At 56.9% G+C, this 26,929-nt stretch carries 25 protein-coding genes; 6 read left to right on the forward strand and 19 right to left on the reverse strand.

Annotated elements, in window-relative coordinates:
* Nucleotides 1–55: 55 nt before the first annotated feature.
* Nucleotides 56–466, forward strand: coding sequence for a YbhQ family protein (locus tag ACSVHP_RS19670; protein WP_234674197.1), 411 nt, complete (start codon nucleotides 56–58; stop codon nucleotides 464–466).
* Here ACSVHP_RS19670 and ACSVHP_RS19675 read toward each other — a convergent pair.
* The 5 genes from ACSVHP_RS19675 to cecR form a co-directional block, all read right to left on the reverse strand.
* A complete protein-coding gene (locus ACSVHP_RS19675) occupies nucleotides 428–1,534 on the reverse strand; it encodes an ABC transporter permease (protein ID WP_417316138.1) in 1,107 nt (368 codons plus the stop codon). The two genes, ACSVHP_RS19670 and ACSVHP_RS19675, sit on opposite strands and share 39 nt — an antisense overlap.
* 97 nt (nucleotides 1,535–1,631) lie before the next feature.
* Nucleotides 1,632–2,765: an ABC transporter permease gene (locus ACSVHP_RS19680; RefSeq protein WP_234674199.1), complete on the reverse strand. Its 1,134-nt coding sequence runs from the start codon at nucleotides 2,763–2,765 to the stop codon at nucleotides 1,632–1,634.
* Nucleotides 2,755–4,494 (reverse strand): ATP-binding cassette domain-containing protein, encoded by a 1,740-nt coding sequence (locus ACSVHP_RS19685; protein ID WP_447552782.1) that lies wholly within the window; start codon nucleotides 4,492–4,494, stop codon nucleotides 2,755–2,757. Before ACSVHP_RS19685 ends, ACSVHP_RS19680 begins: the two co-directional genes overlap by 11 nt.
* Nucleotides 4,487–5,482 (reverse strand): secretion protein HlyD, encoded by a 996-nt coding sequence (hlyD, locus tag ACSVHP_RS19690; RefSeq protein ID WP_234674201.1) that lies wholly within the window; start codon nucleotides 5,480–5,482, stop codon nucleotides 4,487–4,489. The genes ACSVHP_RS19685 and hlyD overlap by 8 nt, the downstream gene beginning before the upstream one ends.
* Nucleotides 5,479–6,156: a transcriptional regulator CecR gene (gene cecR, locus ACSVHP_RS19695; RefSeq protein WP_447552783.1), complete on the reverse strand. Its 678-nt coding sequence runs from the start codon at nucleotides 6,154–6,156 to the stop codon at nucleotides 5,479–5,481. Before cecR ends, hlyD begins: the two co-directional genes overlap by 4 nt.
* Nucleotides 6,157–6,394: 238 nt before the next feature.
* On the opposite strand from cecR, the gene rhlE reads away from it, so the two are divergent.
* Nucleotides 6,395–7,777 (forward strand): ATP-dependent RNA helicase RhlE, encoded by a 1,383-nt coding sequence (gene rhlE, locus ACSVHP_RS19700; protein ID WP_417312667.1) that lies wholly within the window; start codon nucleotides 6,395–6,397, stop codon nucleotides 7,775–7,777.
* A gap of 97 nt (nucleotides 7,778–7,874) precedes the next feature.
* Nucleotides 7,875–10,058, forward strand: coding sequence for an ATP-dependent DNA helicase DinG (dinG, locus tag ACSVHP_RS19705; RefSeq protein WP_447552784.1), 2,184 nt, complete (start codon nucleotides 7,875–7,877; stop codon nucleotides 10,056–10,058).
* Here the strand turns inward: dinG and ACSVHP_RS19710 are convergent.
* From ACSVHP_RS19710 to ACSVHP_RS19730, 5 genes are all read right to left on the reverse strand, one after another.
* Nucleotides 10,039–10,548: a fimbrial protein gene (locus ACSVHP_RS19710; RefSeq protein WP_447552785.1), complete on the reverse strand. Its 510-nt coding sequence runs from the start codon at nucleotides 10,546–10,548 to the stop codon at nucleotides 10,039–10,041. The genes dinG and ACSVHP_RS19710 overlap by 20 nt on opposite strands.
* Nucleotide 10,549: 1 nt before the next feature.
* A complete protein-coding gene (locus tag ACSVHP_RS19715; protein ID WP_447552786.1) occupies nucleotides 10,550–11,527 on the reverse strand; it encodes a fimbrial protein in 978 nt (325 codons plus the stop codon).
* Between the two features lie 19 nt (nucleotides 11,528–11,546).
* Entirely contained in the window at nucleotides 11,547–14,090 is a 2,544-nt protein-coding gene (locus ACSVHP_RS19720) for a fimbria/pilus outer membrane usher protein (RefSeq protein ID WP_447552787.1), read from the reverse strand.
* A gap of 27 nt (nucleotides 14,091–14,117) precedes the next feature.
* Entirely contained in the window at nucleotides 14,118–14,792 is a 675-nt protein-coding gene (locus tag ACSVHP_RS19725) for a fimbrial biogenesis chaperone (RefSeq protein ID WP_234674208.1), read from the reverse strand.
* Between the two features lie 62 nt (nucleotides 14,793–14,854).
* Nucleotides 14,855–15,391 (reverse strand): fimbrial protein, encoded by a 537-nt coding sequence (locus ACSVHP_RS19730; RefSeq protein WP_447552788.1) that lies wholly within the window; start codon nucleotides 15,389–15,391, stop codon nucleotides 14,855–14,857.
* A gap of 359 nt (nucleotides 15,392–15,750) precedes the next feature.
* On the opposite strand from ACSVHP_RS19730, the gene ybiB reads away from it, so the two are divergent.
* The gene (gene ybiB, locus ACSVHP_RS19735; RefSeq protein ID WP_447552789.1) at nucleotides 15,751–16,713 is read left to right on the forward strand and encodes a DNA-binding protein YbiB; all 963 of its coding nucleotides are present in this window, start codon (nucleotides 15,751–15,753) and stop codon (nucleotides 16,711–16,713) included.
* Between the two features lie 118 nt (nucleotides 16,714–16,831).
* Here the strand turns inward: ybiB and ybiJ are convergent, their stop codons facing one another.
* The 3 genes from ybiJ to mcbA all read right to left on the reverse strand — a co-directional run bounded on the left by ybiJ (nucleotide 16,832) and on the right by mcbA (nucleotide 18,026).
* Nucleotides 16,832–17,092, reverse strand: a complete 261-nt coding sequence (gene ybiJ / locus ACSVHP_RS19740) for a DUF1471 family protein YbiJ (protein ID WP_234674210.1) — start codon at nucleotides 17,090–17,092, stop codon at nucleotides 16,832–16,834.
* 285 nt (nucleotides 17,093–17,377) lie between these two features.
* Complete coding sequence (locus tag ACSVHP_RS19745) at nucleotides 17,378–17,644, reverse strand: DksA/TraR family C4-type zinc finger protein (RefSeq protein ID WP_234674211.1); 267 nt, start codon at nucleotides 17,642–17,644, stop codon at nucleotides 17,378–17,380.
* Between the two features lie 118 nt (nucleotides 17,645–17,762).
* Nucleotides 17,763–18,026, reverse strand: coding sequence for a DUF1471 family periplasmic protein McbA (mcbA, locus tag ACSVHP_RS19750; RefSeq protein WP_417313560.1), 264 nt, complete (start codon nucleotides 18,024–18,026; stop codon nucleotides 17,763–17,765).
* A 244-nt stretch (nucleotides 18,027–18,270) separates the two neighbouring features.
* Between mcbA and rlmF the strand changes: the two genes are divergently transcribed.
* A complete protein-coding gene (gene rlmF, locus ACSVHP_RS19755; RefSeq protein WP_447552790.1) occupies nucleotides 18,271–19,182 on the forward strand; it encodes a 23S rRNA (adenine(1618)-N(6))-methyltransferase RlmF in 912 nt (303 codons plus the stop codon).
* A gap of 47 nt (nucleotides 19,183–19,229) precedes the next feature.
* Here the strand turns inward: rlmF and ybiO are convergent, their stop codons facing one another.
* The 6 genes from ybiO to rhtA form a co-directional block, all read right to left on the reverse strand.
* Entirely contained in the window at nucleotides 19,230–21,443 is a 2,214-nt protein-coding gene (gene ybiO, locus ACSVHP_RS19760) for a mechanosensitive channel protein (protein WP_447552791.1), read from the reverse strand.
* 132 nt (nucleotides 21,444–21,575) lie between these two features.
* Nucleotides 21,576–22,298, reverse strand: a complete 723-nt coding sequence (gene glnQ, locus ACSVHP_RS19765) for a glutamine ABC transporter ATP-binding protein GlnQ (RefSeq protein ID WP_447552792.1) — start codon at nucleotides 22,296–22,298, stop codon at nucleotides 21,576–21,578.
* Nucleotides 22,295–22,954, reverse strand: coding sequence for a glutamine ABC transporter permease GlnP (gene glnP / locus ACSVHP_RS19770; protein WP_234674216.1), 660 nt, complete (start codon nucleotides 22,952–22,954; stop codon nucleotides 22,295–22,297). Before glnP ends, glnQ begins: the two co-directional genes overlap by 4 nt.
* Nucleotides 22,955–23,071: 117 nt before the next feature.
* Nucleotides 23,072–23,815 (reverse strand): glutamine ABC transporter substrate-binding protein GlnH, encoded by a 744-nt coding sequence (glnH, locus tag ACSVHP_RS19775; protein WP_234674217.1) that lies wholly within the window; start codon nucleotides 23,813–23,815, stop codon nucleotides 23,072–23,074.
* A gap of 361 nt (nucleotides 23,816–24,176) precedes the next feature.
* Entirely contained in the window at nucleotides 24,177–24,680 is a 504-nt protein-coding gene (gene dps / locus ACSVHP_RS19780; RefSeq protein WP_234674218.1) for a DNA starvation/stationary phase protection protein Dps, read from the reverse strand.
* A gap of 299 nt (nucleotides 24,681–24,979) precedes the next feature.
* Nucleotides 24,980–25,867: a threonine/homoserine exporter RhtA gene (gene rhtA / locus ACSVHP_RS19785; RefSeq protein ID WP_417313557.1), complete on the reverse strand. Its 888-nt coding sequence runs from the start codon at nucleotides 25,865–25,867 to the stop codon at nucleotides 24,980–24,982.
* A gap of 354 nt (nucleotides 25,868–26,221) precedes the next feature.
* Between rhtA and ompX the strand changes: the two genes are divergently transcribed.
* The gene (gene ompX / locus ACSVHP_RS19790) at nucleotides 26,222–26,740 is read left to right on the forward strand and encodes an outer membrane protein OmpX (protein ID WP_234674220.1); all 519 of its coding nucleotides are present in this window, start codon (nucleotides 26,222–26,224) and stop codon (nucleotides 26,738–26,740) included.
* Nucleotides 26,741–26,929 lie beyond the last annotated feature (189 nt).

The following is a 26,929-nucleotide window of genomic DNA, read 5'->3' on the forward strand; positions in this document are numbered from 1 at the left end:
TCCGTAAAGTGCGGTAGTCTGAGTTAGCAGATAAAAATTCTTCAGGAGAGAAGCCATGAAGTGGCAACAACGCGTTCGTGTCGCAACAGGTCTAAGTTGCTGGCAGATAATGTTGCATTTACTGGTCGTGGCCGTACTGGTGATGGGCTGGATGAGCGGCACGCTGGTGCGTGTTGGTCTGGGATTATGCGTGGTTTACGGCGTGACCGTACTGGCAATGCTGTTTTTACAGCGCCACCACGAGGCGCGCTGGCGCGGGGTGGGTGACGTGCTCGAAGAGCTGACCACCACCTGGTATTTTGGTGCCGCCATGATTGTGCTCTGGCTGCTGTCGCGCGTGCTGCAAAACAACCTGCTGCTGGCCCTGGCCGGTCTGGCTATCCTCGCAGGGCCTGCGGTGGTCTCACTGCTCACCAAAGAGAAAAAGCTACGCAATGTTGCGTCTAAACATCGCGTAGGCCACTGATCCCGTCGTGGCCGCTATTGCCAGCAGCGGCCACAAGCTTCCCCAGATAATGTCCAGACTCGCATCCTTCAGATAAATTTGCTTGGTGATATCCGTGAAGTGCCGAATCGGGTTTATCCACGTCAGGTTTTGCAGCCATACCGGCATGTTCTCAACCGGGGACACGTACCCCGAGAGCAAAATCGCCGGCATCATAAAGACGAACACCCCAATAAACGCCTGCTGCTGCGTTGAGCAGAGCGCCGAAATCAGCAATCCAAAGCCCACCAGCGACAGCCCGTAAATCACCATCGTGAAGTAAAACAGCGCCAGCGATCCGGCAAACGGAATTTGATAGGCCCAGATCCCCACGCCGAGCACGATGGTGGCCTGGAAGGTGGCGACGATCAGCGCCGGAATGGCTTTGCCGACAAAAATCTGCCAGGTCGCCAGCGGCGAGACCAGCAGCTGATCCAGCGTTCCCTGTTCCCGCTCGCGGGCAACGGAGAGCGAGGTCACGATCATCACGCCGATGGTGGTGATCATGGCGATCAGCGACGGCACCACAAACCACTTGTAGTCCAGATTCGGGTTATACCAGTTACGCACCACCAGCTTGCTGTTGTTGGGTTTGGTCTTCCCGGTCATCAGCTCCTGCTGATAATCCTTCACCACCTGTTGCAGATAGTTGGCGGCAATCTGGGCGCTGTTGGAGTTACGCCCGTCGAGGATGAGCTGCATCGGCGCGGTCTGGAAGGTGTCGAGATTGCGCGAGAAATCCGCCGGGAAGCGCACCAGCAAGAGCGCCTTTTGCGTGTCGATAGTCGGCTTGATCTCCTGCGGGCTTTTCAGCAGCAGAATATGGGTAAACGCTTTGGCACGGGCAAAACGCTGCGTCAGCTCGACGGAATGTTTGCCGTTATCTTCGTTATAGATGGCGATGGTGGCGTTCGTCACCTCCAGGGTGGCGGCAAACGGGAACAGCAGCACCTGGATCAGCACCGGCAGCACCAGAATGGCGCGGGTTTGCGGCTCGCGCAGCAGGGATTGCAGCTCTTTGCGTATTAACGTCCATAAACGGTGAAACATTGCGTCGTCCTCCAGCCGGGTGGCGCTTGCGCTTACCCGACCTACAAATCGTAGGCCCGGTAAGCGTAGCGCCACCGGGCGAAATATCTGCACGGTGTTAATCTAACCGCCGTTTGGTTTTCATCCACGTCAGCCCGATAAACATCACCGCCGACGCCAGCAAAAACAGAATGTTAATCACCAGCACCACCGGGATATTCCCGGCGAGGAACAGGCTTTGCAGGGTGCTGACGAAATAGCGCGCCGGAATGATATAGGTCACCGCGCGGATCGCCGCAGGCATGCTGTCTATCTGGAAGATAAAGCCCGACAGCATAATCGACGGCAGGAAGGCGGCGTTCAGGGCCACCTGCGCGGCGTTAAACTGGTTGCGGGTGATGGTGGAGATCAGCAGTCCCATCCCCAGCGTGCTCAGTAAAAACAGACTGGTAATCAGGAACAGCAGCACCAGCGAGCCGCGATAGGGCACGCCGAGAATAAACACCGACACCAGCATACAGAGCAGCATCGCCAGCATCCCGAGGAAGTAATAGGGGATAAGCTTGCAGAGCAATAGCTCGACGCGCGTCACTTCAGTGGAGAGCAGCGCCTCCATGGTGCCGCGCTCCCACTCGCGGGCGATCACCAGCGAGGTCAGTATCGCGCCGATTACCGTCATGATGATGGTCACCGCCCCTGGAATAATAAAGTGCTGGCTGATGGCGGCGGGGTTAAACCAGTAGCGGGTCTGCACGTCGATCAGCGGCTCGAACTGCTCGCCCCGGTCTTCCGCCCGCTGCATCTGCCACAGCTGCCAGATGCCCTCGACGTAGCCCTGCACAAAGTTGGCGGTGTTGGGCTCGCTGCCGTCGGTGATCACCTGTATCGGGGCGTCGGTATTGTCCCGCGCCATGTTGGCGGCGAAATCCACCGGGATAACCACCAGCCCGCGAATTTGCCCGGCCTGCATCTTCTGGATTAGCTCCTGCCTGTTGTCGCTGATGGTGGCGTCAATGTAGGGCGAGCCGGTCATGGCGTGGGTAAAGTCCAGCGCCTCTTCGCTGCGCTGTTCCAGCAAAATCCCCACCCGCAGCTTGCTGGAGTCGAGGTTAATGCCGTAGCCGAAGATAAACAGCAGCAGCAGGGGGATCACCACCGCAATCAGCCAGCTGCTGGGGTCACGCACGATCTGGCGGGTTTCTTTAATGCACAGCGCGCGCACCCTGCGCCACGAAATTGCGCTATTGCTCATGGCTATGCTCCTTATCCCAGTCGTGGATCAGGGTGATAAACGCCTGCTCCATTGTCGGGTCCGGCTGTTCATCGTCGGCGGCCTGCGCTTTAAGATCGTCCGGCGTACCGTGGGCAATCAGCTTGCCGCGATAGACCAGCCCGATGCGGTCGCAGTATTCCGCCTCGTCCATAAAGTGGGTGGTGACCATCACCGTCACCCCTTTTTCCACCATGCTGTTGATGTGCAGCCAGAACTCGCGGCGGGTGAGGGGGTCAACGCCCGACGTCGGTTCATCAAGAAACAGGATGTCCGGCTCATGCATCAGCGAGCAGGCCAGCGCCAGGCGCTGCTTGAACCCGAGGGGTAGGTCGTCGGTGGCGTGAGAGGCGATGCTGTTCAGGCCGAACGCGTCGCTCATGCGGCTGATTTTCTCGTTCTGCGCCTTGCCGCGCAGCCCGTACACGCCGGAGAAAAAGCGCAGGTTTTGCTCTACCGTCAGGTTGCCGTAAAGGGAGAACTTCTGCGCCATATAGCCCAGATGCTGACGCGCCCTGCCGGAGCTGACCTTCAGATCCATATCCAGCACCAGCGCCTTGCCGGAGGTGGGCACCAGCAGGCCGCACATCATCTTAAAGGTGGTGGATTTCCCGGCGCCGTTCGGCCCGAGAAGGCCAAAAATTTCCCCGCGCTTTACGGCGAAATCCACGTTGTCGGTGGCGGCAAAATCGCCAAACTTTTTGGTCAAGGATTTGGCTTCAATCACCGTTTCGCCGGGCGTCCCTTCGACCGTATGCAATATCGCCCCCAGCGGAGACTCGGAGGTGCCCGCCCCGCCCAGCAGATCGATAAAGGCATCTTCAAAGCGCGGGGCGGTTTCGTTTATTTCGATATCCGGCATCCCCGGCGCGCGGCGGACGTCGTCGGCGCTGGCCTCTTTTTTCAGGATCAGGCGCACCGAGCGCCCCTGAATCATCCCGTCGCTCACCTGCGGCAGTTTCAGCACCCGCTGAAGCAGCCTGCGGTTGGACTCCTGCGGGCTGTGCAGCAGGAAGCTGCGCCCGGCCATGCTTTGGGTGAGCTTTGTCGGCTCCCCCTGATAGAGCAGCTCGCCCTCGTTCATCAGCAGCACGTCGCGGCACTGCTCGGCTTCGTCGAGGTAAGACGTGCTCCAGAGGATCAGCATGCCGTCCCCGGCCAGCTCGTGAACCATCTGCCACAGCTCCCGGCGCGAGATAGGGTCAACGCCCACGCCCGGCTCGTCCAGCAGCAGCACCTTCGGCTCGCCCACCAGCGTACAGGCCAGACCCAGCTTTTGCTTCATGCCGCCGGAGAGTTTCCCCGCCAGGCGGCCGGTGAAAGGCCCGAGCGAGGTAAATTCCAGCAGCCGGGCAAAGGTCTTCTGCCGGGTTTCCCCGGTGACGCTGCGCAGGTCGGCGTACAGATTCAGGTTTTCCATCACCGTTAAATCTTCGTACAGGCCAAACTTCTGCGGCATATAGCCGAGCATGGCGTGCAGGGCGCTGTCGTCTTTAATCGGGTCCAGACCCAGCACCCGGGCGGCGCCTTCGTCCGGCTTGAGCAGCCCGGCGAGCATCCGCATCAGGGTGGTTTTGCCCGCGCCGTCCGGGCCGACCAGCCCGGTCACGTAGCCTTTCTGGATGGTGCAGTTCAGCGGGGCCACCGCGGGCTTATCCATCCCGGCAAAGCGTTTGACTAACCCGTCGAGCTCGATAACCGCATCATTCATGTTTTTCCCCATCGCTGAAGGTGACGGTGACCGGCATCCCCTGACGCAGCGCGTCGTCGGCGTCCGTCACGATAATGCGCAGGCGATAAACGAGGTCGGTGCGCAGATCCGGGGTTTCAACGGTTTTCGGGGTGAACTCGGCGGTCGGGGAGACAAAGCCCACCCTGCCGTGATAGGGCTTGTCCGGGCGACCGTCGGTATAGAGCAGCAGCTCGCGGCCGGGCTGCACCTGGCTCAGATTCGGCTCGTCGATATAGGCGCGAACCCACACCGGACGCGTCAGCGAGAGCGTTAAAACGGTGCTGCCCGCGTTCAGCATGCTGCCCGGCTCCACGGCGCGGGTGAGGATGGTGCCGTCGGACGGCGCCACCAGCGTGGTGTCATGCAGATCTAACTGGGCCTGCGCCAGCTGCGCCTGAGCCTGCTCCAGGCTGGCTTTGGCCTGGGCGATATCCTGCGGACGATTACCGGTGTTGTACTGGCTTAATTTGTCCTGCGCCGATTTCAGCGTCGCCTGCGCCTGGTCGCGGGAAGAGCGCGCGTTTTCCAGGTCGTTGGCGGAAATAGTGCGGCTTTTCCACAGCCCCTGCTGGCGGTTGTAGAAGTTCTGCGCGTAGTCAAATGCCGCTTTGGCCTGCTTAACGGCGGCGGCGGCCTGAGAAATCTCTTCGTCACGATAGCCCGCCAGCATCAGGTCGTACTGCGCCTGGGCGACGGACACGCCCGCTTTGGCCTGCATCAGGGCGTTCTCATACGGGGCTTTATCGAGCATCCCCAGCGTCTGCCCGGTTTTGATGGCGTCGCCTTCGTCAACGCTAAGGGACGCCAGCCGCCCGCCGACGCGGAAGCTCATATTAACGGTTCGAATATCAACGTTGCCGTAGAGCGTCAGGCCCTTGTCCTGATGGCTCTGATACCACAGCCAGCCGCCGATCCCCGCAGCGAGTAACACAACAACCACCAGAACGATGGCGACAGGTTTTTTCATGACTTCAGGCTCCTTTGCGTTAAGCCTTGCAGGATCAGGTCAACGTGACAGGTGATGACCTGGCTAATTTGCGCGGCTTTATCCTCATCAAACTGTGTCCAGCCGGTGCGTAACAATATGGTTTCCCGCCCCAGGCGGAAGGCGAGCACTTCGCCGAGCAGGGCGTGGGTATGCAGAATGGTGGCGGTATCGTCCGCGTCGCGCCCGGTGTAGGCGGCAATCAGCCGGGTCAGATGGCTGTGCATGGGGGCGATCACCCGATCGTGTACCAGCTTATAGGCGGCGGAAGGCGAGAGCTGCTCGCGTGAGATAAACTTACTCAGGTTCAGCGTATCGTCATGGGTCAGCACGCGGATCATGTTATGGCAGGCGTTGAGGATCAGGGTGCGAATGGCCTCACGGTCGACGGTGGGCTGGTCGAGCAGGGCGGTGGCCTCTTCAACCTGCGGGCGAAACTGGGTGCCGATAAAGTCGGCGATCCATTGAGCGCAGGCGAGGTACAGATCCTCTTTTGAGCCAAAGTAGTAGGTGATGGCGGCAATGTTTTGTCCGGCCTGGGCGGCGATATCGCGGGTGGTGGCGTGCATACCGTACTCGCCAAACTGGGCCAGTGCGGCGGCGATAAGCTGGCTTTTCGCCTGTTCGCCTTTGGTGGTGGTCGGGGTCGTATTCATCGCGTCGCTCAGAATTAATCAATCGATTGATTAACTTTATGCCCGGTTCACTATTTTGTCCAGTCAGCGCCTTCAGCGAAACTATTTCGCTAAACCCGGCCGGAGGGATATTTTATGCGCCATGTCACAAAAGCTGCTACACTCCGCCCCTTCGCGACATTGTGGTTTTTGTCCTCTCAAATTCGTTATATCTCCCTGAAAACTACACCTGTGACGGTCGGGGCGGTTCGGAGTTTTTATGTCTTTTGATTCCCTTGGCCTGAACCCGGAGATCCTGCGCGCAGTGGCGGAGCAGGGCTACCTTGAGCCAACCCCGATCCAGAAGCAGGCGATCCCTGCCGTCCTGGAAGGCCGTGACCTGATGGCCAGCGCCCAGACGGGTACCGGTAAAACCGCAGGCTTTACCCTGCCGCTGCTGGAGCTGCTGGTAAAAAATCAGCCCCACGCCAAAGGCCGCCGTCCCGTACGTGCGCTGATCCTCACGCCAACCCGTGAACTGGCCGCCCAGATTGGTGAGAACGTGCGTGAGTACAGCCGCTATCTCAACATTCGCTCGCTGGTCGTGTTCGGTGGGGTGAGCATTAACCCCCAGATGATGAAGCTGCGCGGCGGCGTGGACGTGCTGGTGGCAACGCCGGGCCGCCTGCTGGATCTGGAACATCAGAATGCGGTTAAGCTGGATCAGATTGAAATTCTGGTGCTGGACGAAGCCGACCGTATGCTGGATATGGGCTTTATTCATGACATCCGCCGCGTGCTGGCTAAGCTGCCGGCGCGTCGTCAGAACCTGCTCTTCTCCGCGACCTTCTCGGACGACATCAAAGCCCTTGCCGAGAAGCTGCTGCATAACCCGCTGGAAATCGAAGTGGCGCGTCGTAACACCGCCTCCGAGCAGGTGACGCAGCACGTGCATTTCGTGGATAAGAAACGCAAGCGCGAGCTGCTCTCCCAGATGATCGGTCAGGGCAACTGGCAGCAGGTGCTGGTCTTCACCCGCACCAAACACGGCGCGAACCACCTGGCGGAACAGCTGAATAAAGACGGCATTCGCAGCGCGGCTATCCACGGTAACAAGAGCCAGGGGGCACGTACCCGCGCGCTGGCTGACTTTAAATCTGGCGACATTCGCGTGCTGGTGGCAACCGACATCGCCGCGCGCGGCCTGGATATCGAAGAGCTGCCGCACGTGGTGAACTACGAGCTGCCAAACGTGCCGGAAGATTACGTTCACCGTATCGGCCGTACCGGTCGTGCGGCGGCCACCGGTGAAGCGCTGTCGCTGGTCTGCGTAGATGAACACAAGCTGCTGCGCGATATCGAACGTCTGCTGAAAAAAGAGATCCCGCGCATCGAAACCCCGGGCTATGAAGTGGATCCGTCTATCAAGGCCGAGCCCATTCAAAACGGTCGTCAGGGCGGCGGTCGCGGGCAGGGCGGCGGCGGTCGCGGTCAGCAGCCGCGTCGCTCCGAAGGCGGCGCGCCGAAGTCATCCGGCAAACCTCCGCGTCGCGGCGGGGATGCCAAACCGGCGGGCGAAAACCCGTGGCGCAGCGGTGAAGCGAAGCCATCCGGCGAAGGGCAGCGTCGCCGCCGCCCGCGCAAACCGGCTAACCCGCAGTAATCTGGAAGCCCGGCCGTAAAGCCGGGCTTTTCTTTTTGCGACAAACCCAGGAAAGTGCCACAATAGTGGCTGTTTATACAGTATTTCAGGTCTCTTCATGGCTTTAACCGCTGCGCTCAAAGCGCAAATTGGCGCCTGGTATAAGGCGTTACAACAGCAGATCCCCGACTTTATCCCCCGAGCGCCCCAGCGGCAGATGATCGCTGACGTGGCAAAAACGCTCGCCGGGGACGACGGCCGGCATCTGGCGATTGAAGCCCCGACCGGCGTCGGGAAAACCCTCTCGTACTTAATTCCCGGCATCGCGATTGCCCGTGAAGAGCAAAAAACGCTGGTGGTCAGCACCGCCAACGTGGCGTTGCAGGATCAGATCTTCAGCAAAGACCTCCCCCTGCTGCGCAAAATTATCCCCGACCTGCGCTTTACCGCCGCGTTCGGGCGCGGGCGCTACGTTTGTCCGCGCAACCTGGCGGCGCTCGCCAGCAGCGAACCTAATCAGCAGGATCTGCTGGCGTTTCTGGACGATGAACTTACGCCGAACAACAAGGCCGAGCAGGAGCAGTGTGCGAAGCTGAAAGCCGATCTCGACGGCTATAAGTGGGACGGCCTGCGCGATCACACCAGCCAGGCGATTGGCGATGACCTGTGGCGCAGGCTCAGCACCGATAAAGCAAGCTGCCTGAACCGCAACTGCCACTACTATCGCGAATGCCCGTTCTTTGTCGCCCGCCGTGAAATTCAGGAGGCGGAAGTGGTGGTGGCCAACCACGCGCTGGTGATGGCGGCGCTGGAAAGCGAAGCCGTGCTGCCGGAGCCGAAAAACCTGCTGCTGGTGCTCGATGAAGGCCACCATCTGCCGGACGTGGCGCGCGATGCGCTGGAGATGAGCGCAGAAATCACCGCGCCGTGGTTTCGCTTGCAGCTCGATCTGTTCTGCAAGCTGGTGGCGACCTGCATGGAGCAGTTCCGTCCGAAAACCACGCCGCCGCTGGCGGTGCCCGAACGCCTGAGCGAGCACTGCGAAGAGGTCTACGGCCTGATCGCCTCGCTCAATAACATTCTCAATCTCTATCTTCCCGCTACCCAGGAGGCGGAACACCGCTTCGCGATGGGCGAACTGCCGGACGAGGTGATGGAGATTTGCCAGCAGCTGGCGAAGCATCTGGAAAAGCTGCGCGGGCTGGCGGAGATGTTTTTAAACGATCTGAGCGAGAAAACCGGCACGCATGACGTGGTACGCCTGCACCGCATATTGCTGCAAATGAACCGCGCGCTCGGCATGTTTGAAGCCCAAAGCAAGCTGTGGCGGCTGGCGTCGATGGCGCAGGCGTCAGGCGCGCCGGTCACTAAATGGGCCACCCGCGAGGTGCGGGAAGGGCAGGTGCATCTGTTCTTCCACTGCGTGGGTATTCGCGTGGCGGATCAGCTGGAAAAACTCATCTGGCGCAGCGTGCCCCACGTGGTGGTCACTTCCGCTACCCTGCGCTCCCTGAACAGCTTCTCCCGATTGCAGGAGATGAGCGGCCTGCGGGAAAAAGCGGGCGACCGCTTCGTGTCGCTGGACTCGCCGTTTAACCACTGCGAGCAGGGCAAGCTGGTGATTCCGCGCATGAAGTACGAACCGCTGATGGAAAACGAAGAAGACCACGTTGCCGAGATGGCGGCCTATTTCCGCGAACAGCTTGAGAGCAAAAAGTTTCCGGGCATGCTGGTGCTGTTTGCCAGCGGGCGTGCGATGCAGCGTTTTCTGGAGCACGTCACCGACCTGCGCCTGCTGCTGCTGGTGCAGGGCGATCAGCCCCGTTACCGGCTGGTGGAAACGCACCGCAAGCGGATCGATAACGGCGAACGCAGCGTGCTGGTGGGGCTACAGTCGTTTGCGGAAGGCCTCGATCTGAAAGGGGATTATCTGACGCAGGTGCATATCCATAAAATCGCCTTCCCGCCGATCGACAGCCCGGTGGTGATCACCGAAGGGGAGTGGCTAAAAAGCCTGAACCGCTATCCGTTCGAGGTGCAAAGCCTGCCTGCGGCATCGTTCAACCTGATTCAGCAGGTGGGACGCCTGATCCGTAGCCACGGCTGCTGGGGCGAAGTGGTCATCTACGACAAGCGGCTGCTCACCAAAAATTACGGCCAGCGACTGCTCAACGCGCTGCCGATATTCCCTATCGAACAGCCCGACGTACCCGAGGTAAAAAAACGCCCGGCGAAACAACCTGCCGGGCGTGGAAAAAGCATCCGTGCTAAGAGGCGCGGTCCTACTGGTAAGTCAAGGTAGCCTGTACCACACTCGCGAAGCTGCCGGCGCTGACCGGCGTACTGGTGGTGTAATAGCGGGCCGAAAACGGGAAGTCTGCGGTGTGGGTGGTGCTGTCGATCACCGCATTAAAGCTGGACTGCGGCGCGAGGGTAATGCTGTCGGTGCGGTCTGCCAGCTCCAGCGCCAGCCCCTTCGAGGTGCCGGTGTTGGCAAATTTGTTCGGGTGAATAGCGTCCGGCTGGCCGTTCACCGTGACGGTAGCCAGCATCAGGCTGGGCGGGCAGTTGGATAACGTCAGGTCGAAATTCTTCCACGGGCCGGTATCGCCCACGGATTTAAACTCACTGGAAATGGCCTGTCCCAGACTCACCACCATATTCCTGCTGGTGCTGTCCACCTGACAGGTGGTGTCGTAAATGTTGCCGACCACGTTGAGCGTCACGTCGGTGGCGTGCGCACCGGAACAGGCGAGCAGGGCAATAGCGGGCAGAAGTCTGTTCAGCGTCATCTTAGTTGTACTCCATGTCGATGGTCATCACGGTATTGGCTTTGCCAGCGGTGACCTGCGCGTCGGTCTGGAAATAATCGACCGCAAAAGGAATGCTGTCCGGTACGTTGGCTTCCGACTGACCGCCAACCGGGATCGGATAGTCGTATCGCAAATCCACGCCATCCAGCAGCACGCCCACCCCGACGCCCGTGGCGCTGTCCGGGCCCGGCGTCAGGTTGATCACGTCGCTGAACTGGCTATTAACGCCGTTGGCGCTGGTGATTCGGGCGGTGAAGGCCGTGGTGTTGTCGCAGGTTGTTGTGATATGAAACGTCTTCCAGCTGGTATAGGCGCCGACGTGCGTAAACTGGCTGACGGGGAAATCACCCAGCGTAACGGTCAGATTCTTCGGATCGACGGAACAGGTGGTGGTGACGGGGGCAATAGTCCCGTTATACCAGGTAGTGTTGCTTGTCCCCAGCGTGGCATCGTCGTACACGCGAAAACCGTATCGGGTGGTTGCCTGCGTTAATATCCCGTTACTCACCGAGGTTGCCGTTTTCACTAATCTGATCGAGTAGGTGAAATTAAAGTTCTGGCTGCCGTCTACCGTCCCCATTGGCGTAGCGGTGCTGTTGCAGGTGCTGCCTTTACCGCGAATGACCTGCCCGGCGCTGTTGAGCATCTGGATACCCACTCCCGGCACGCCGGATTCATATACCCCCGGCATCCCGGATATTTCGGCCCCCAAACCTTCGTAACAGGCGTTGATCGTCGTGTTGTTCAGCGTACCGCTACAGCTGCCGGTCACGCTGTGGGTTTCCGTTGAGCTGGGAATAATGCCCCCGACCGCGAGGCTCGGCGATACGGAGACTTTCCCTGCGCTAAGCGAATAGGGCAGATCGCTGGTGGTGCAGGTTGCCGCATACACCTGGGGCATGAAAAAGGTGCCCGCACACAGGGTTATCAGCAAAAAGGCATAGCGTAACAGAGACATAGAGCTTTCCGGGTTAGGGTCAGGTGCACTGCGCCGTGACGTTTATAATCTGGCTTCCGCCTGCGGACGGAAGGTGATACGAAGCGGTGCAGCGGGTATCGGCGGTTCTGCCCCAGCTGACCTTCAGCGTCCCTTTTTGATGCATCCCGGACAGGAAGACCTGCCCGTCATCGCCCACGATAAATTCACCGCTGTCCCCCGCGGCGGCGGCCGTTGCGCCAAACGGCACGGGACGGCCATCGGCACGGCGTAACGTCATCAGCACGCGGCTGCCCACGCGGGTATCAAAGCGGGCACGTACCACCGCGCCTCGCGTTGGCGTCACCACTTTCACTGCGTGGTCGACGTCGGCGGAATCCGGCAGCGTTTCGGTGTTCAGCGCGATGGTGTTGTGGCGATACGGAGAGACATACGGCACGATGGCGTAGCCGCGGAAGTCCGTATCCACCCCGGTCTGGTTGCTGATGTTGGTGCCGTCGGCGCCAGGGGCTTCCACCAGCGCGACGGTATCCCCCAGCGGTTGCCCGAAGGTCACGCCGTGTGCGTGGGCAATCACGCTGCCCTGAAGGCCAACGTTGACCTGACGCTGGCTGTTGTCCTGCGAATAGCCCGCCGTGGTTTCACCATAGGTGCCTTTGTAATCGGCATTCAGGTTGGTGGTGTTGCCGTTGGACTGGCTGTGCCCCTGCTGCATACTCCAGCTGAGGTTATTTTCCGCGAGCGACGTGCCGTTGATCCCGACGCTTTGCGTGGTGTCGTGCTTCGTGCTGTTCAGGTTATAGTTGGCCCAGGTGTTGCTCATCCAGCGGTCGAGCGGCACGGACACGTTGAGAGCAATAGTTCTGTCATTGCTGTAATCGTCGTCATCGTCGCCGTCGTACGTGTTCTTGTTATAGCCGTAGCTCACGCCATAGCTGATGCCGCGCCAGCTGTTGGTATAGCCGACGCTGACGGAGGTCATGTTTTGCTGGCTGTTCCAGTAGTTCTCTTTTACCAGGCTCAGGTTGATGGAGCCGAAGCCGCTCCCAAGAGCCTGATCGACCGTCGCCTCTTCACGGCTTCGACGGCGGTCCGGCGGCGTCCAGTCGTCGTTCTGCGTGTGGGAATCCAGCACTTCACCGAGGGTGTAAAAGCCAGCGGTGTTGTAGCGATAACCCGCCATCGAGAAATGCGTCCCGGTGGTGGCAAAATCTTTGCTGTAGCGCAGGCGCCAGGATTCACCCCGGGACGAGGTATCCACGCCGCCCAACTGCGCGCGGGCAACGGTGTCATCCACCGATATCGCCCCGAAGTCGCCGATGTTTTTGCCGATCCCCAGCGCCAGCGCGTCGTAGTACTTACTGCCCTGAACGCCGCCGTAGGCGGTTAATCCCCAGGGCAGACCGTACATGGCGGTGCCTTGCAGGAAGGGCGTTTTTTCCACGTCGTCGTCGTAGCTGCGATAGCGCCCGGCGGTCAGGCTGTATTTGAAACGCCCTTCGCGCTGCAAAACCGGCACCGAGGCGTAAGGCACCACAAAGTGCTGCTCGCTGCCGTCGGTCTCTTTCACCGTGACGTTAAGATCGCCGCTGCCGCCGGTGGGGTAGAGGTCATCGATCGTGAACGCGCCGGGTGCGACGAAGTTCTGGTAAATGACGTAACCGTTCTGGCGCACGGTGACCTGCGCATTGCTGTGGGCAATTCCACGGATCACCGGGGCGAAGCCCTTCATGCTGTCCGGCAGCATATCGTCGTCCGACGCCATCTGCGCCCCGGTAAACGAAATGCTGTCAAACACGTCGGCCGGGGACGAACTCTGCCCGACGGTCAGCTCGCTGTTGAGCGCCAGAATATCCCGCTGGCCGTAGCTGTAAACGGACGAAAAATCGCTCTGGTCGTTACCGTCGCCGCTGGTCTTGCTCCAGGTTGAGTAGTTGCGAAAACGCCACGCTCCCAGGTTCAGGCCCGGACGCAGGTTGAGGTATTCGCTGTTCTGATCGCTGCCGTGCTCCTCTTTGCTGTGGGTGTTGCCCGCGGAAAAGCTGTAGTTGAGCAGACCGGCGTTAATGCCTTCGTCCAGCTCCTCTGGCGGCACGTAGCCGCGCGGGATCTGGATGATTGCGCTTTGCGGAATACTCAGCAGCAGCTGCTGCTGGCTGACGCGAAACGTCGCTTTGGCGGAATCCATCACCGAGATATCTACGCAGCCGTTGTGCTCCGCCTGGGTAAATTTATCGCTCTGGATGCCGAAGCTTTTTAGCTCGTCAAGGCTCAGGCAGGGCTGAAGAACGGATTTATTATCAGACCCTTTTTTGAGGTCAAAGGTGACCTCTTTATTCGCCACTTTATTATTGTTGACGTAGATATCGACCTGGTATTTTCCCGGCGCTTGTCCGGGCCCGGTCTCAAATACGCTGAGGTCAGTTTTTCCCTGGTCTGGATTATCGACGTCAAGCAGCGCCGGATTAAAATAATCTTCAGCGAGAGCGTTATGCGCGGAAATACCGACGACAACCATCCCCAATGCGGTCAGCATTTTCAGGTGATGGCGTTTTGGCGGTTTTGTGTCGTAATCCCACGGCATAATGGCTTCCGTTAATTATTTTACCGGTTAGCGAAGAGTGGCGGTAAAGGATTTCGAGATAGCCCCGTAATCGTTAATAATTTTCCAGCTTACGGTTTTACCTGACGTATTTCCCGGCATCTCAAAATGGCTTTCGCCTTTTGGTGCGGCATAGGTGATTTTGTGTAATTTCTTGCCGCCAACGATGATTTCCTGGAAATTCATATAAAACGGCGTGGGGTTATTCACAATAAGCTGGTGGCCCTGCTCGTGCCATTGCAGCTGCGAGGCAACGTCTTCCGGCGTGCCGGTCACGGCGGCCGGACGGTACAGTAATTTGATGCGCGTTTTAATCGCGATTTGCAGGGTGTTCACATTATCCTGTCGGCTTGAGGACGGGATAGATTTAATATTGAGCCAGTAGAGAGACTCTCTGTCTTCTGGCAGAGTTCCGCCGGTGCGGATCACACGCAGCACGTTATCCTGCTTTCCGTCGAGGCGGAACAGCGGCGGGGTAATCAAAAAAGGGGCTTTCTCACGCGCGTTGCTTTCGCTCTCAACCCAGGACTGCACCAGGTAGTCAATATTGTCAGGGTTAGTGACCTGAATGGAGGATTCTTTTTTACTTTCCGGATAGACCAGTCGCGTACCGCCGATGGTAATACCGGCGTGTGCTGAAGAAGCCATTAAGACAAGTGAAGAGAGTAATAAGAATTTACGCATAGCAAGACCGTTAATAAGGAGTAACAGATATTAGTCACCCGCGATGACTAATATCTGTTTTATTAGTTATAAACGACAGTAAAGGTGGATACTGCGTTTGCTTGTCCAGCAACGATGCTTGCACCCGTCTGAATATAACGTGCGCCAAATTGCAGGTCGTTGGTGGTGGTACCCGACGTCAGCGTATATTCTGTGGAAGCAGAATATAAATCGATTGGGGTGGAGTTATTGTCAAGCAGCTGAACACCGACACCGGAAGCCGCGCCTGTTCCTGACGTTAATGCAAGAACATCCGCGTCATTTGAATCAGGTGTGCCGCCAAAATTAATGGAGGCGCTGGTTACGGTTTCGGGACAGTTTTTTAACAGGATATCAAAGCGTGTGGTTGCAGCCGTTGAGCCAGAACCCGTAAATGCCGATTTAGCCACTTTCCCCAACGTCACATCGAGAGGGTTGCTAAGGTTATTTACTACCGTGCAGGCAGAGTCAATAATTTCACCGGTGAAATTAATTTGACCTTCACCATTCGTAGCGGCAAGAACAGGAACGGAAGCGCATACAATCCCTGCTGCAATGCCCGCCATAAATATCTTTTTCATTTCAAAATCCCATATGAAAATATAATAAAAAACGCACTTACATCACCGCGGTGATTAATTCGACGCAGACTATGAACGATGGGATTTTCTTATTCAATTAACCTTCACTTCATTCCCGATTAACTGAATTTAATGGGTGTGACGGCTGACACACTTTCAAAATAAAAAGCTTATAAAACAATAAGAAGAGAATGTGGCAAAACGTGTCAGGTGTGTTAGCTTACCGAAATTCTGACTACTTTTACCCAATCCTGATGGCTAAACGCTCTGATAACGAGGGGAAAGTCGTATGGAAATGATTAGTCGCGACACATTTATCAGGGCTATAGTAACAGCAACGCATCACATGGAGAGATCTCATGGATTATCGCAAAATTATCAAAGAGGTGGGGCGCGGTAAAAACCACGCGCGCGACCTGGACCAGGAAACGGCGCGGGCGCTCTACACCCGAATGCTCAACGGGGAGGTGCCGGATCTCGAACTGGGCGGCATCCTGATTGCGCTGCGTATTAAAGGTGAAGGTGAAGCGGAGATGCGCGGTTTTTATGAAGCGATGCAGGCGCAGACTCTCCGTTTAACGCCGCCCGTCACCCGGCCTATGCCGATCGTCATTCCCACCTACAACGGCGCGCGCAAACAGGCCAACCTGACGCCGCTGCTGGCTATTCTGCTCAACAAGCTGGGCTTCCCGGTGGTGGTTCATGGGGTCAGCGAAGATCCTACCCGCGTATTAACCGAAACCATTTTTGAGCTGCTGGGCATCGAACCCACTCTGCACGCCGGTCAGGCGCAGGCGAAGCTGGAAGGCCATCAGCCGGTCTATATTCCGGTGAAGGCGCTCTGCCCGCCGCTGGAAAAACAGCTGGATATGCGCTGGCGAATGGGCGTGCGCAACAGCGCGCACACCCTGGCAAAACTGGCGACGCCGTTTGCGGAAGATGCAGCCCTGCGACTGTCCAGCGTATCGCACCCGGAGTACGTCACCCGCGTCGCCCGTTTCTTTGAGGATATCGGTGGCCGCGCGCTGCTGATGCACGGAACCGAAGGGGAGGTGTACGCCAATCCGCAGCGCTGCCCGCAGCTCATGCTGATCGATACCGCGGGGACGCGCGCGCTGCTTGAGCGCGGTGAAGAGAACCGCGACGTGGTGTTGCCGGCGTCCAAAGATCCGCAAATCACCGCGCACTGGATCGTCGAGTGCCTGGCCGGAAAAGTGCCGGTGCCGCACTCAATTAAGCTGCAAATGGCCTGCTGCCTGGCGGCAACGGGTGAAGTTGATACGGTAGAGGCCGGGCTGACGCGCGTGGCGCAGTCTTTTTAGGCAAAAAAAAAGCCCGTCCAGTGGCGGACGGGCAAACAAAGGGTAACAACAACAGGGTCAATGAGGGTTGGAGCAGCTCGCCAGAGGGTTTAGCGAGTTTGGAACACAATGCGCTCGGTTATTTGTAGATAACCGCAGTACCGCTAAGTTTGTTGTTGGAGTTAGCGGAGGTGATGGTATAACCGCTAGCACCCGCAGCCGCCGCTTTCTCAGCCAGTTTCGCTTCCAGGCCGTCCAGGGTGGTCGCGCCTTCTGCACTTACCACACCGATTTTATTCATGCTCTGTGCCTGAGCAGGGGAAACTGCGTCAGCGGCGAATGCGCCAAAAGACAGAGCGGACAGGGCAACAGCGGCAACAGCATATTTGATGGTTTTCATGGTTAATCTCTCGCAGGTTATTCTGTTAGGGGGACGATGTTCCGTCGATGTGATAAGTATCACGGTTTTTTACGAAAGATAAAATCGAAGAGAATTGACGTCATTGCTCAAAAAATTTGAATGACAAATAAGTTATTGAATATTAATAAATTCGATTGAGCAATTTACAGTTCTTGCCGCTGCGCTTTACAGAACATTTTTTAATCGCACATTTTGCTACGTGGCAATCAAAAATCCGTGAGCGTAAAGGAAACCGCTTGCGCGGTGAAATTAGGTAAAGGAAAGTCAACGTAACTGGCTGTCTTTCGATCCTCTGCGATTATATCCCGTATAAGACGCATTATGCGAATCTTTCTCCTGCTGGCAGGTGATGCATAACCGCACGCCCGGAATGGCCTTGCGCCGCGCTTCAGGAATAGGTTCGCCGCACTCTTCACAGAATTCTAAGCTTTCACCGCGCGGGATCTCCCCGCGAGCGCGTGCAACCGCATCTTCAATTGTACTGTTGATCTGCTCATTAACGGCGTCGTCGTTCGCCCAGCCGGAAGCCATGGCCTTCTCCTCGCGTAGTGGTGTTATCAGGTTAATATGGGGTCAAAAAGTGAACAATCAAGAGAAAAGGGGAGAACTGCATCCGTCGGGCAGATGCAGTATGTTCTCAGAAAGGGCGTTACTTATAGATAGTGGCGGTGCCAAACATCCGGTTTTCACCGCTGGCGGAATTAACCACGATGCCTTTGGCACCCTCTTCACGGGCTTTCTCGGCGAGCTTAGCCTGAAGGTCGTCAAGGTTCGCAGCGCCGGTAACGGAAACGGTGCCCGCCGGGCGGAGCTGGCTGGTGTCGGTGCTGTCAGACAGAGACTGGACGGCCAGGGCAGAGAACGACGCGCCTGCCAGCACACCAGCGATAACGAAGGGTAGATATCTTTTCATAATCACATCCTCTGGAGGGGAACAACGGGTGATTCTTACTAAGTTTAGAAGCTTGCAGAGTGTGATTTAGCGCAAAAATTTGATGATGATCTGCTTATTTTTTGAACGATATTTATTGACAAAATGCTGACAGATCATAGACATACAGGTTGCTGATTTTTGTCGGTTTTTTGCCCGACGCAGAGAGATATTTACCGTTGGGTCTTCAGAGGGTATCTTACGCCGCTGTTTAAAGGAGATTGCCATGACTTCGCAAAAGCCGGGATTGCACCCGCGTAACCGCCACCGCAGCCGCTATGATATGCAGGCGCTGTGCCTGAGCTGCCCACCGTTGCAGGACTTTATCGTGCAGACCCCTGCGGGTGAGCCGTCGGTCAACTTTGCCGACCCGCAGGCGGTTAAAATGCTGAACAAAGCCCTGCTGGCCCACTTTTACGGCGTGGCGAACTGGGACATTCCCGACGGCTTTCTCTGCCCACCGGTCCCGGGGCGCGCGGACTATATTCACCATCTTGCCGATCTGCTGGCGGAAGATAACGCGGGCGCTGTTCCACAGCAGGCCACCATTCTGGACATCGGTACCGGCGCGAACCTGATTTACCCTCTGATTGGCGCGCACGAGTACGGCTGGCGCTTTACCGGCAGCGAAATCGACGCCAGCGCCTTTGCCAGCGCGCAGGCCATTATCAACGGCAATCCTGGGCTGACCCGCGCGGTGCGCCTGCGTCGTCAAAAAGATGCGGCCTTTATCCTTAATGGCATTATCCACAAGAATGAACAGTACGATGCCACTATGTGTAACCCGCCGTTCCACGACTCGGCGGCCTCTGCCCGCGCGGGCAGCGAGCGTAAGCGCCGTAACCTGGGCCAGGCGGAAGATGCGGCGCTGAACTTCGGCGGCCAGCAGCAGGAGCTGTGGTGCGAGGGTGGGGAAGTGGCCTTTATCTTGAAAATGATTGCCGAAAGCAAAGCCTTTGGCCGTCAGGTGAAATGGTTTACCACGCTGGTTTCTCGCGGCGACAACCTGCCGCCGCTGTACCGCGCGCTGACCGAAGCCGGCGCGGTGAAGGTGGTGAAAAAAGAGATGTCCCAGGGCCAGAAGCAGAGCCGCTTTATCGCCTGGTCGTTTATGGACGATAACAAACGCAAAAAGTAAGCCTGACCCCGTAGGCCCGGTAAGCGCAGCGACACCGGGCAATAAGGCTACAGCGTCGGCTCCTGCGGCGGAAGCGGTGCCGCAGGCGGCGACACCACCTGATAGGTCTGCACCGGCATTCTGACGTTTGCCAGATCGAAATGCTTCTTCACCATGCTGTCGAGGGCAAAGCGCACCGTCCACTGCTTGAGCGGCTGGGTGGTAAAGGAAACGCGCAGGGTAAAGGCGGTATTCGTCAGCCCGACAATGCCCGCAAACGACGGCTCGCCAATCACCAGCCCGCGAATGTTCTCCATCTCCATCAGCTCATCAACCGCCTCTTTCAGCGCCTGCTTCGCCTTCTCGGCATCTTCATGACGGTCGACGTCGTAGTTCGCCACCACCGACCCAATGCCGCGCACGAAGTTGGCGAAGGTGGTAATCGATGACCACGGAATAATGTGGTACGCCCCGGTATCCTGGCGCACGCCCACGGAGCGAATCGACATCCGCTCGACCGTGCCGGTCAACGGCCCGATGGTCACCAGATCCCCGGTATTCATCCCGTTTTCAAACTGGATAAAGATCCCGGTGATAATATCCTTCACCAGCGTTTGCGAACCAAACGAGATCGCCAGCCCAAGCGCACCGGCACCCGCCAGCAGCGGCGCGATGTTGACCCCGATTTCCGAGAGCACAATCATGATAGTGATGGTGCTGATAATCACCGCCAGCGCGTTGCGGAACAGGGTGAGCAGCGTGCGGGCGCGGGCGCTCGGCAGCGGACGGCCGTGAATATCGGACACCAGGCGGTTTTCAATCAGGCTTGCCAGCAGCGTCCAGCCCACCGCCGAGAAGAACAGGATCAGCGCAATGCGGATCAAAATGTCGACGGTCTTCTCGCCCGCGCCGTTGTGCAGCCAGTTCCAGAAGTCGAATAATCCCCAGGCGTTGAGCAGCAGCATGATCGCCACGCAGACGGTCAGAATGCGCGCGACCTTAAGCGACACCGACATCCAGCCGTTCACGCGCTTTTGCAGCTCGGGATAGTTACGCTGCACGTGCGCCGACAGGGTGATGGTCTTTGAGATCCAGCGCGAAAGCAGGCCGGACACGAAGGCCGCAATGCCGATAATGGCCAGGCTTTTAAAGGTCGCACCCATCATAAACTTCAGGCTGTTGCCCGGGTCGAACAGCGAGAAGAAGCACAGGACAATAAAGTAAGCGCTTGCCAGCCAGTGCCACACCAGCGCAAACGCGCGGATAAACAGGCTAAAGAAGGAGAGCGAACGATCGGCGAGGTGCAGCAGACCGTCGGTAATCGCCTTTTTATTGTGGAAGATCAGATACAGCGCCCATACGGTAATGCAGAGCATGATCAGCACGTTGGCCAGCGCGCCGAACTGCACGTTCACCTGATTTGAGGTAATCGGCACGGCGACCAGCAGCCCGTAGCCAATCAGGCCGCTCAGCACGCTGAGGCGCACGGCCCAGTATTTTGCGGTCTCGTCCTTTATGGAAAACGGACGCAGCTCCGGCACACGCGGGCAGAAGATCAGGCGCAGCAGCGCCTTAAAGAACTCGATTAGCGCAAAGGCATTGAGGAACAGCGCCTGCTGGAAGGCGATGGTTTTATTGCCGGTGTTGAGGCGATCCGCCAGAAGCTGACCGATAAACAGCGTCAGCGCCAGTAACAGTAAATCGATGATAAAGGCCCCGGTTATCATGGCGGGCAGGTGCAGCCAGCTGCTTTTATGCTGATTCTTTTTGCGCCCCCACTGGCCCATTTTGCGATACAGCGGCCAGGCGCACAGGCGTACCAGCCAGTAGAACAGGAAGACCGCCCCGGCGAGTATCAAAAACTGGGTGGCGGCGGCGGAGAAAGTTTGCGGGTTAAAGGGCTTATGCGGGGAACCGATCAGGTTGCGGTAAAGCTGGGCAAAGCGCGAAGAGAGGGCTTCGCCATACTCCCGTCCCACGTCGGTGACGTTCTCCAGTACCGTTTTTTCCTCTTTCACCTCAGGAGGCGTGAGTGCAGGAACCTCTTCTTTCGAGGTGCTGGCGGCGGCTTTACGCAGCTGTTCGACCAGCTCCTGACGCGACGCGTCGTTTTCCAGCACGTCAGCAAGGGCGCTGTAGGCCGCTTTTTTCTGTTCGACATCCGGCTCGGGCGGAGGCGCGTTTTGCGACGCAGCGGTGGACGTGGTGGTGACGCCGGGGATCGCCACGGCGAGCGATGGCGCACTAAACAGGCTAAGCAACAGCAACAGGATCCACGGCACGGCGTCCTCCGGTGAAAATATCCAGCAAAATGATAAGTATAGAGTGCGGGGAGGCGCGGGGGATATTTGGGAACAATCTGGCATAAAAAAACCGGGCTGCTTTCGCTGGCCCGGTTTTTACATGCTGAGGGATCAGGACACGTGCTGGAGGAACTCCTGCAAGCGCTGGCTCGGCGGGTTGGCGATCAGCTCTTGCGGGTTGCCATCTTCAGCGATACGGCCTTTGTCGATGAAGATCAGGCGGGAGGCCACCTTCTCGGCAAAGCCGATTTCGTGGGTCACGATCACCATCGTCATCCCTTCTTCCGCCAGATCCTGCATGACCTTCAGCACCTCGTGGCGCAGCTCGGGGTCGAGCGCCGAGGTTGGCTCATCAAACAGCATCATTTTAGGCTTCACCGCCAGCGCGCGGGCAATCGCCACGCGCTGCTGCTGTCCGCCGGACAGCTCGGAAGGGTAGTGGTGCGAACGCTCGGCAAGACCGACTTTCGCCAGCAGATCTTTCGCCAGCGTTTCTGCCGCCGCTTTGTCGGCACCGCGCACGCGCAGTGGGCCAAACATCACGTTTTCCAGCGCCGTCAGGTGCGGGAAGAGGTAAAACTGCTGGAACACCATGCCCGCTTCCTGGCGGATCAGGCGCTCGTCCACCTTCGGGTCGTTGACCTTGAGGCCATCCACAATCAGATCGCCGCTGGTGATCTCTTCCAGCTTGTTGATGCAGCGCAGCAGGGTTGATTTACCGGAGCCGGACGGCCCGATAATCACCACCACTTCACCCTGTTTGATATTCAGATCGATATTGTGCAGCACCTGGGTCGGGCCAAAGTGCTTGGAAACGTTTTTAAATTCAATCACAGGATTTTCATCCTTCTTTCAAGACGACGCAGAACAAAGCTCAGAACCAGCGTGATGATCAGGTAGATAACCGCCACCGCGCTCCAGATTTCCAGGGCGCGGAAGTTGCCCGCGATGATCTCCTGTCCCTGACGGGTCAGCTCTGCAACGCCGATAACGATAAACAGCGAGGTGTCTTTAATGCTGATGATCCACTGGTTGCCCAGCGGCGGCAGCATGCGGCGCAGCGCCAGCGGCAGAATCACGTGGCGGATGGTTTCGCGACGCGACAGACCCAGCGCCAGACCGGCTTCACTGAACCCTTTATGAATCGACAGAACCGCGCCGCGGGTGATTTCCGCAATATAGGCGCCGGAGTTGATCATAATGGTCACGACCGCCGCGCTGAACGGATCGATACGCAGGTCGTTGAATGCCATCGGCAGGGCGAAGTAGATGAACATGACCTGCACGACGATTGGCGTGCCGCGGATCACTTCGATGAAAACCAGTGCGATGTGGTTAGCAATCCAGCCACCGTAGGTGCGGGCGAAACCGGCGACAAGACCGATAATCAACCCGCCAACCAGACCGAGGACCGAAATCCACAGGGTCATTTTGGCGCCTTCAAGCAAGATAGGAATGGCAGGCCAGATGGCGCTCCAGTCAAACTGCATGATAATTTCCTGTTACTGTTACCGTGGTAAAAAACAAAGAGCCATACCGGGATGACTCAAATTGCAGGCCCGGTCACGCAAGCGCTCCGGGCCTGACAAACCTGATTTCAGGCTGAATTATTTAGGTTCAGTACCGAACCATTTTTTGTAGATTTCGTTGTAAGTGCCGTTCTCTTTCAGGGTTTTCAGCGCGCCGTTAACTTTGTTACGCAGGTCGTCGCTGCCTTTCGGGAACGCAATACCGTACTGCTGTGCTTCCAGAGAGTCGCCTACGGCTTTGAACTTGCCGTTGCCCGCGGTCTTGATGAAGTACAGGATGTTTGGCGTGTCGTGCAGAACGGCGTCAGCACGGTTGGTGCCCAGTTCCATGTACGCGTTGTCGATGTTCGGGAACTGACGCAGGTCTTTGGTTTTGATGTTCGCTTTAGCGTAATCCACGGAGCCAGTGCCGCTCTTCACTGCGACCACTTTACCGTCGAGATCTTTCACGCTTTTCACGTCGTTGTTGTCGGCTTTGACCATCACCAGCAGGCCGCTTTTGTAGTAGCCGTCAGAGAAGTCGATCGCTTTTTTACGTTCGTCGGTAATGGTGATACCGGCCAGCGCCAGGTCAACGTTTTTAGTTTGCAGAGCCGGGATAATGCCGCTGAAGTCCATTGGCTTCAGGGTGTAATCCAGTTTGAGTTCTTTTGCGACCGCAGCCCACAGATCCACATCAAAACCAACGTACTTGTCACCCTGTTTGAATTCAAACGGAACGAACGCCGTGTCAGTCGCAACAACAAGTTTGTCGGCGGCCTGAGAAGACACCGCAAACGCCAGGGTAAGTGCAGCCAGTGAAACTTTTAATACAGACTTCATAGCATTTCCTTTTATATCCACGGGGCGATCCCCTGCGAGAACGTCAGGCACAATGAAAAAATCGTGCCAACTTTACAAGCTCTTGTTTTGCAAAGGGGATGATGTCACGCGTTGCACAATAAACGTGGCAATAAGGTTTTATTGCACCAATGTGGAGCACCGTTTTGGTGCGCTTCGTTTTGGTCAACTGACGGGATGATATTAAGCGCAAATTCTGACGAAAAAACAATCTTCCATTAACCGTTGTGTGAGGTGATTATTACATTTCGTTCACTTTTGCTGGGTGGGAAGGGAAAAGTGCGCACCATAAAAGTGCAAAACCCCCGCCAGGGGCGAGGGTTTAATCGCAAATCCGTATGGATTATTCGATGTTCGCTTCGATGAACCACAGGAACTGATCCAGGTCGCGAGAAGCTGCGGTGAAGATATCCGCGGTGTCTTCGTCTTTCGCTTCGCCGATCGCTTTACGCACGTCGTTAGCCACGATAGCGTAACGGTCAGCCAGCTCTTTCAGGTGATCCTGAACGGTGTGGATATCAAGCGGGTAGCTTTTCAGCGCAGTTTTGCTGTTGATCACCTGCGTAGTACCCAGCGCCACACCGCCTAACTGCACGGCGCGTTCTGCCATGGTGTCGAGATGGGTAACCAGCGCTGTGCGGAAGCCATCCAGCATTTCATGCACCGCAATAAAGTTTGCGCCGCGCATGTTCCAGTGAGCCTGTTTGGTAATCAGTGACAGGTCAATGAACTGGATCACCTGGCGATTCAGCAGCTCAACGGTCGCTTTTTTATCGCTATCCGATACATCGTTGCGGGTATAAAGCAGATTAGACGCTTTTGATTTTACCAATTTAGCGGTACTCATAATCTCAAATCCTCTTGATGTTAGTGTCCCAGGTAATTACGGGAATGAGTATAGCACCAGTTTTACGCTTTGCTTTTCTGGTCCTGCCTATCGGTTTAATAGTAAAGGGCGGGTTGATATTGAAATTTATTTATTTTCAATGGCATAGATAATTTGTTGCAGAACTGTGATTATTTTCTCTGATGCGGATGATTCTTAAAGCGATATTTCAGAATAATACCGCACATGCAATCGGATTATTCACAGGGCCGGTTTGGCCTATATTCTGCATGGCGCTAAGGCCATGCAGAAAGGGATGATTAATTAATATCGATCTTCTCGATTTTGCTTTCCGGGCGCAGGGTGAGGGTCGACCCCATTGACGCGGCAATAATAGAGCACAGCGCGAGCGTCTGGGTGAGGGTCAGGGTTTCACCGAGGAACACCATACCGGAAACAGCGGCCAGCGCAGGCTCCATGCTCATCAGCGTGCCGAAGATCCGGGTGGGCAGGCGCGTCAGGGCAATCATCTCCAGCGAGTAGGGCAGGGCGGTGGAAAGAATAGCGACGGCGAGGCCAATCGGCATCACCGACCATTGCCAGATGGAGTCTGTGGCCTGCGCCATACCGATAGGCACAAACACGATGGCGGCGATCAGCGAGCCAAGCGCCACCGTTGCCGGGCCATGCTCTTCACCGGCGCGCTGCCCGGTCAGGATATAGACCGCCCAGCAGGCGCCTGCCCCGAGCGCCAGCGCGGCACCGGTAAGATCGATGTGCGACACGTCCTGGCCGAGCGGCAGCAGGAACCAGAGCCCCAGCACGGCGAGCACAACCCAGATAAAGTCGACCGGGCGGCGCGAAGAGAAGAGCGCGACCGCCAGCGGGCCGGTGAACTCGAGCGCCACCGCAATCCCCAGCGGGATAGTCTGAATAGAGAGATAGAACATATAGTTCATCGCCCCGAGCGCCAGTCCATATAATAGAAGAGGCAGACGCTGCTCTTTTTTAAAGCGCAGACGCCAGGGCTTGAAGATGACGACGAGGATGAGGGTCCCCAGTGCGATACGCAGCGCGGTGACGCCGGGCGCTCCGACCAGCGGGAAAAGGGATTTCGCCAGCGATGCGCCGCTCTGAATGGAGAGCATGGCGATAAGTATTACGGCAACCGGCATCCAGACCGACGATTTGCGGGATAACCCAGGCATCCTTTCTCCTGTCAATTTCTGTCAAACGAAGTAAAAGCCGCAGTGTAATAGAAATAACCTGCAACGGTTGAGACTTCGTTGAAAAAAAACGCTGTGAAATCCGTAAAATGGTTAAGCGTTGATGGATTTATCAGCTATCAGATTAGGAATAATCTGGATGAATGTCGCGTGACACGCGCGCAGAATTAGCGTTTTAATGTGTAAATTCTACGATATTTGAATGAGATAGCTGGCCCTGGAAACGTTCTGTTACATCAAAGGGCCCGTTAGACATCACGAATCAGAAAGAGTTTCACAAGATTTTTTGATATATTTAAAACTTACGGACTTACTTGAAGCACATTTGAGGTGGTTATGAAAAAAATTGCATGTCTTTCAGCACTGGCCGCTGTACTGGCTGTTTCCGCAGGTACCGCTGTAGCTGCTACTTCTACTGTTACTGGTGGTTACGCTCAGAGCGACTATCAGGGCGTGATGAACAAAGCTAACGGCTTCAACCTGAAGTATCGCTACGAGCAGGATAACAACCCACTCGGCGTGATCGGTTCTTTCACTTACACTGAGAAAGATCGTTCTGAAAACGGCGCATATAACAAAGGTCAGTACTACGGTATCACCGCTGGTCCTGCTTACCGCCTGAACGACTGGGCAAGCATCTACGGTGTTGTAGGTGTTGGCTACGGTAAATTCCAGCAGACCGAAAACGAAGGTCTGAACCGCACTGCAAGCAACAGCGACTACGGTTTCTCCTATGGCGCAGGTATGCAGTTCAACCCAATCGAAAACGTTGCTCTGGATTTCTCCTATGAGCAGAGCCGTATCCGCAACGTTGACGTTGGCACCTGGATCGCAGGCGTAGGTTACCGCTTCTAATCACTTCGGTGAGCCAATGAAAAATCCGCCCAATGTGGCGGATTTTTTTTGCCTGAAAAACACGTCAGTGAGGAATATTTAGTCATTTTAAAGCTATGCGGAATTCCCTTTTAAATAGAAAGATTACAGCGATGCCCTGGTCCGGCTGTAAATCGCCGAAGCGTTTCCGTAATGCCGGGGCGAGGCGCA

The organism is Enterobacter sp. 186315 (genome assembly GCF_053290175.1).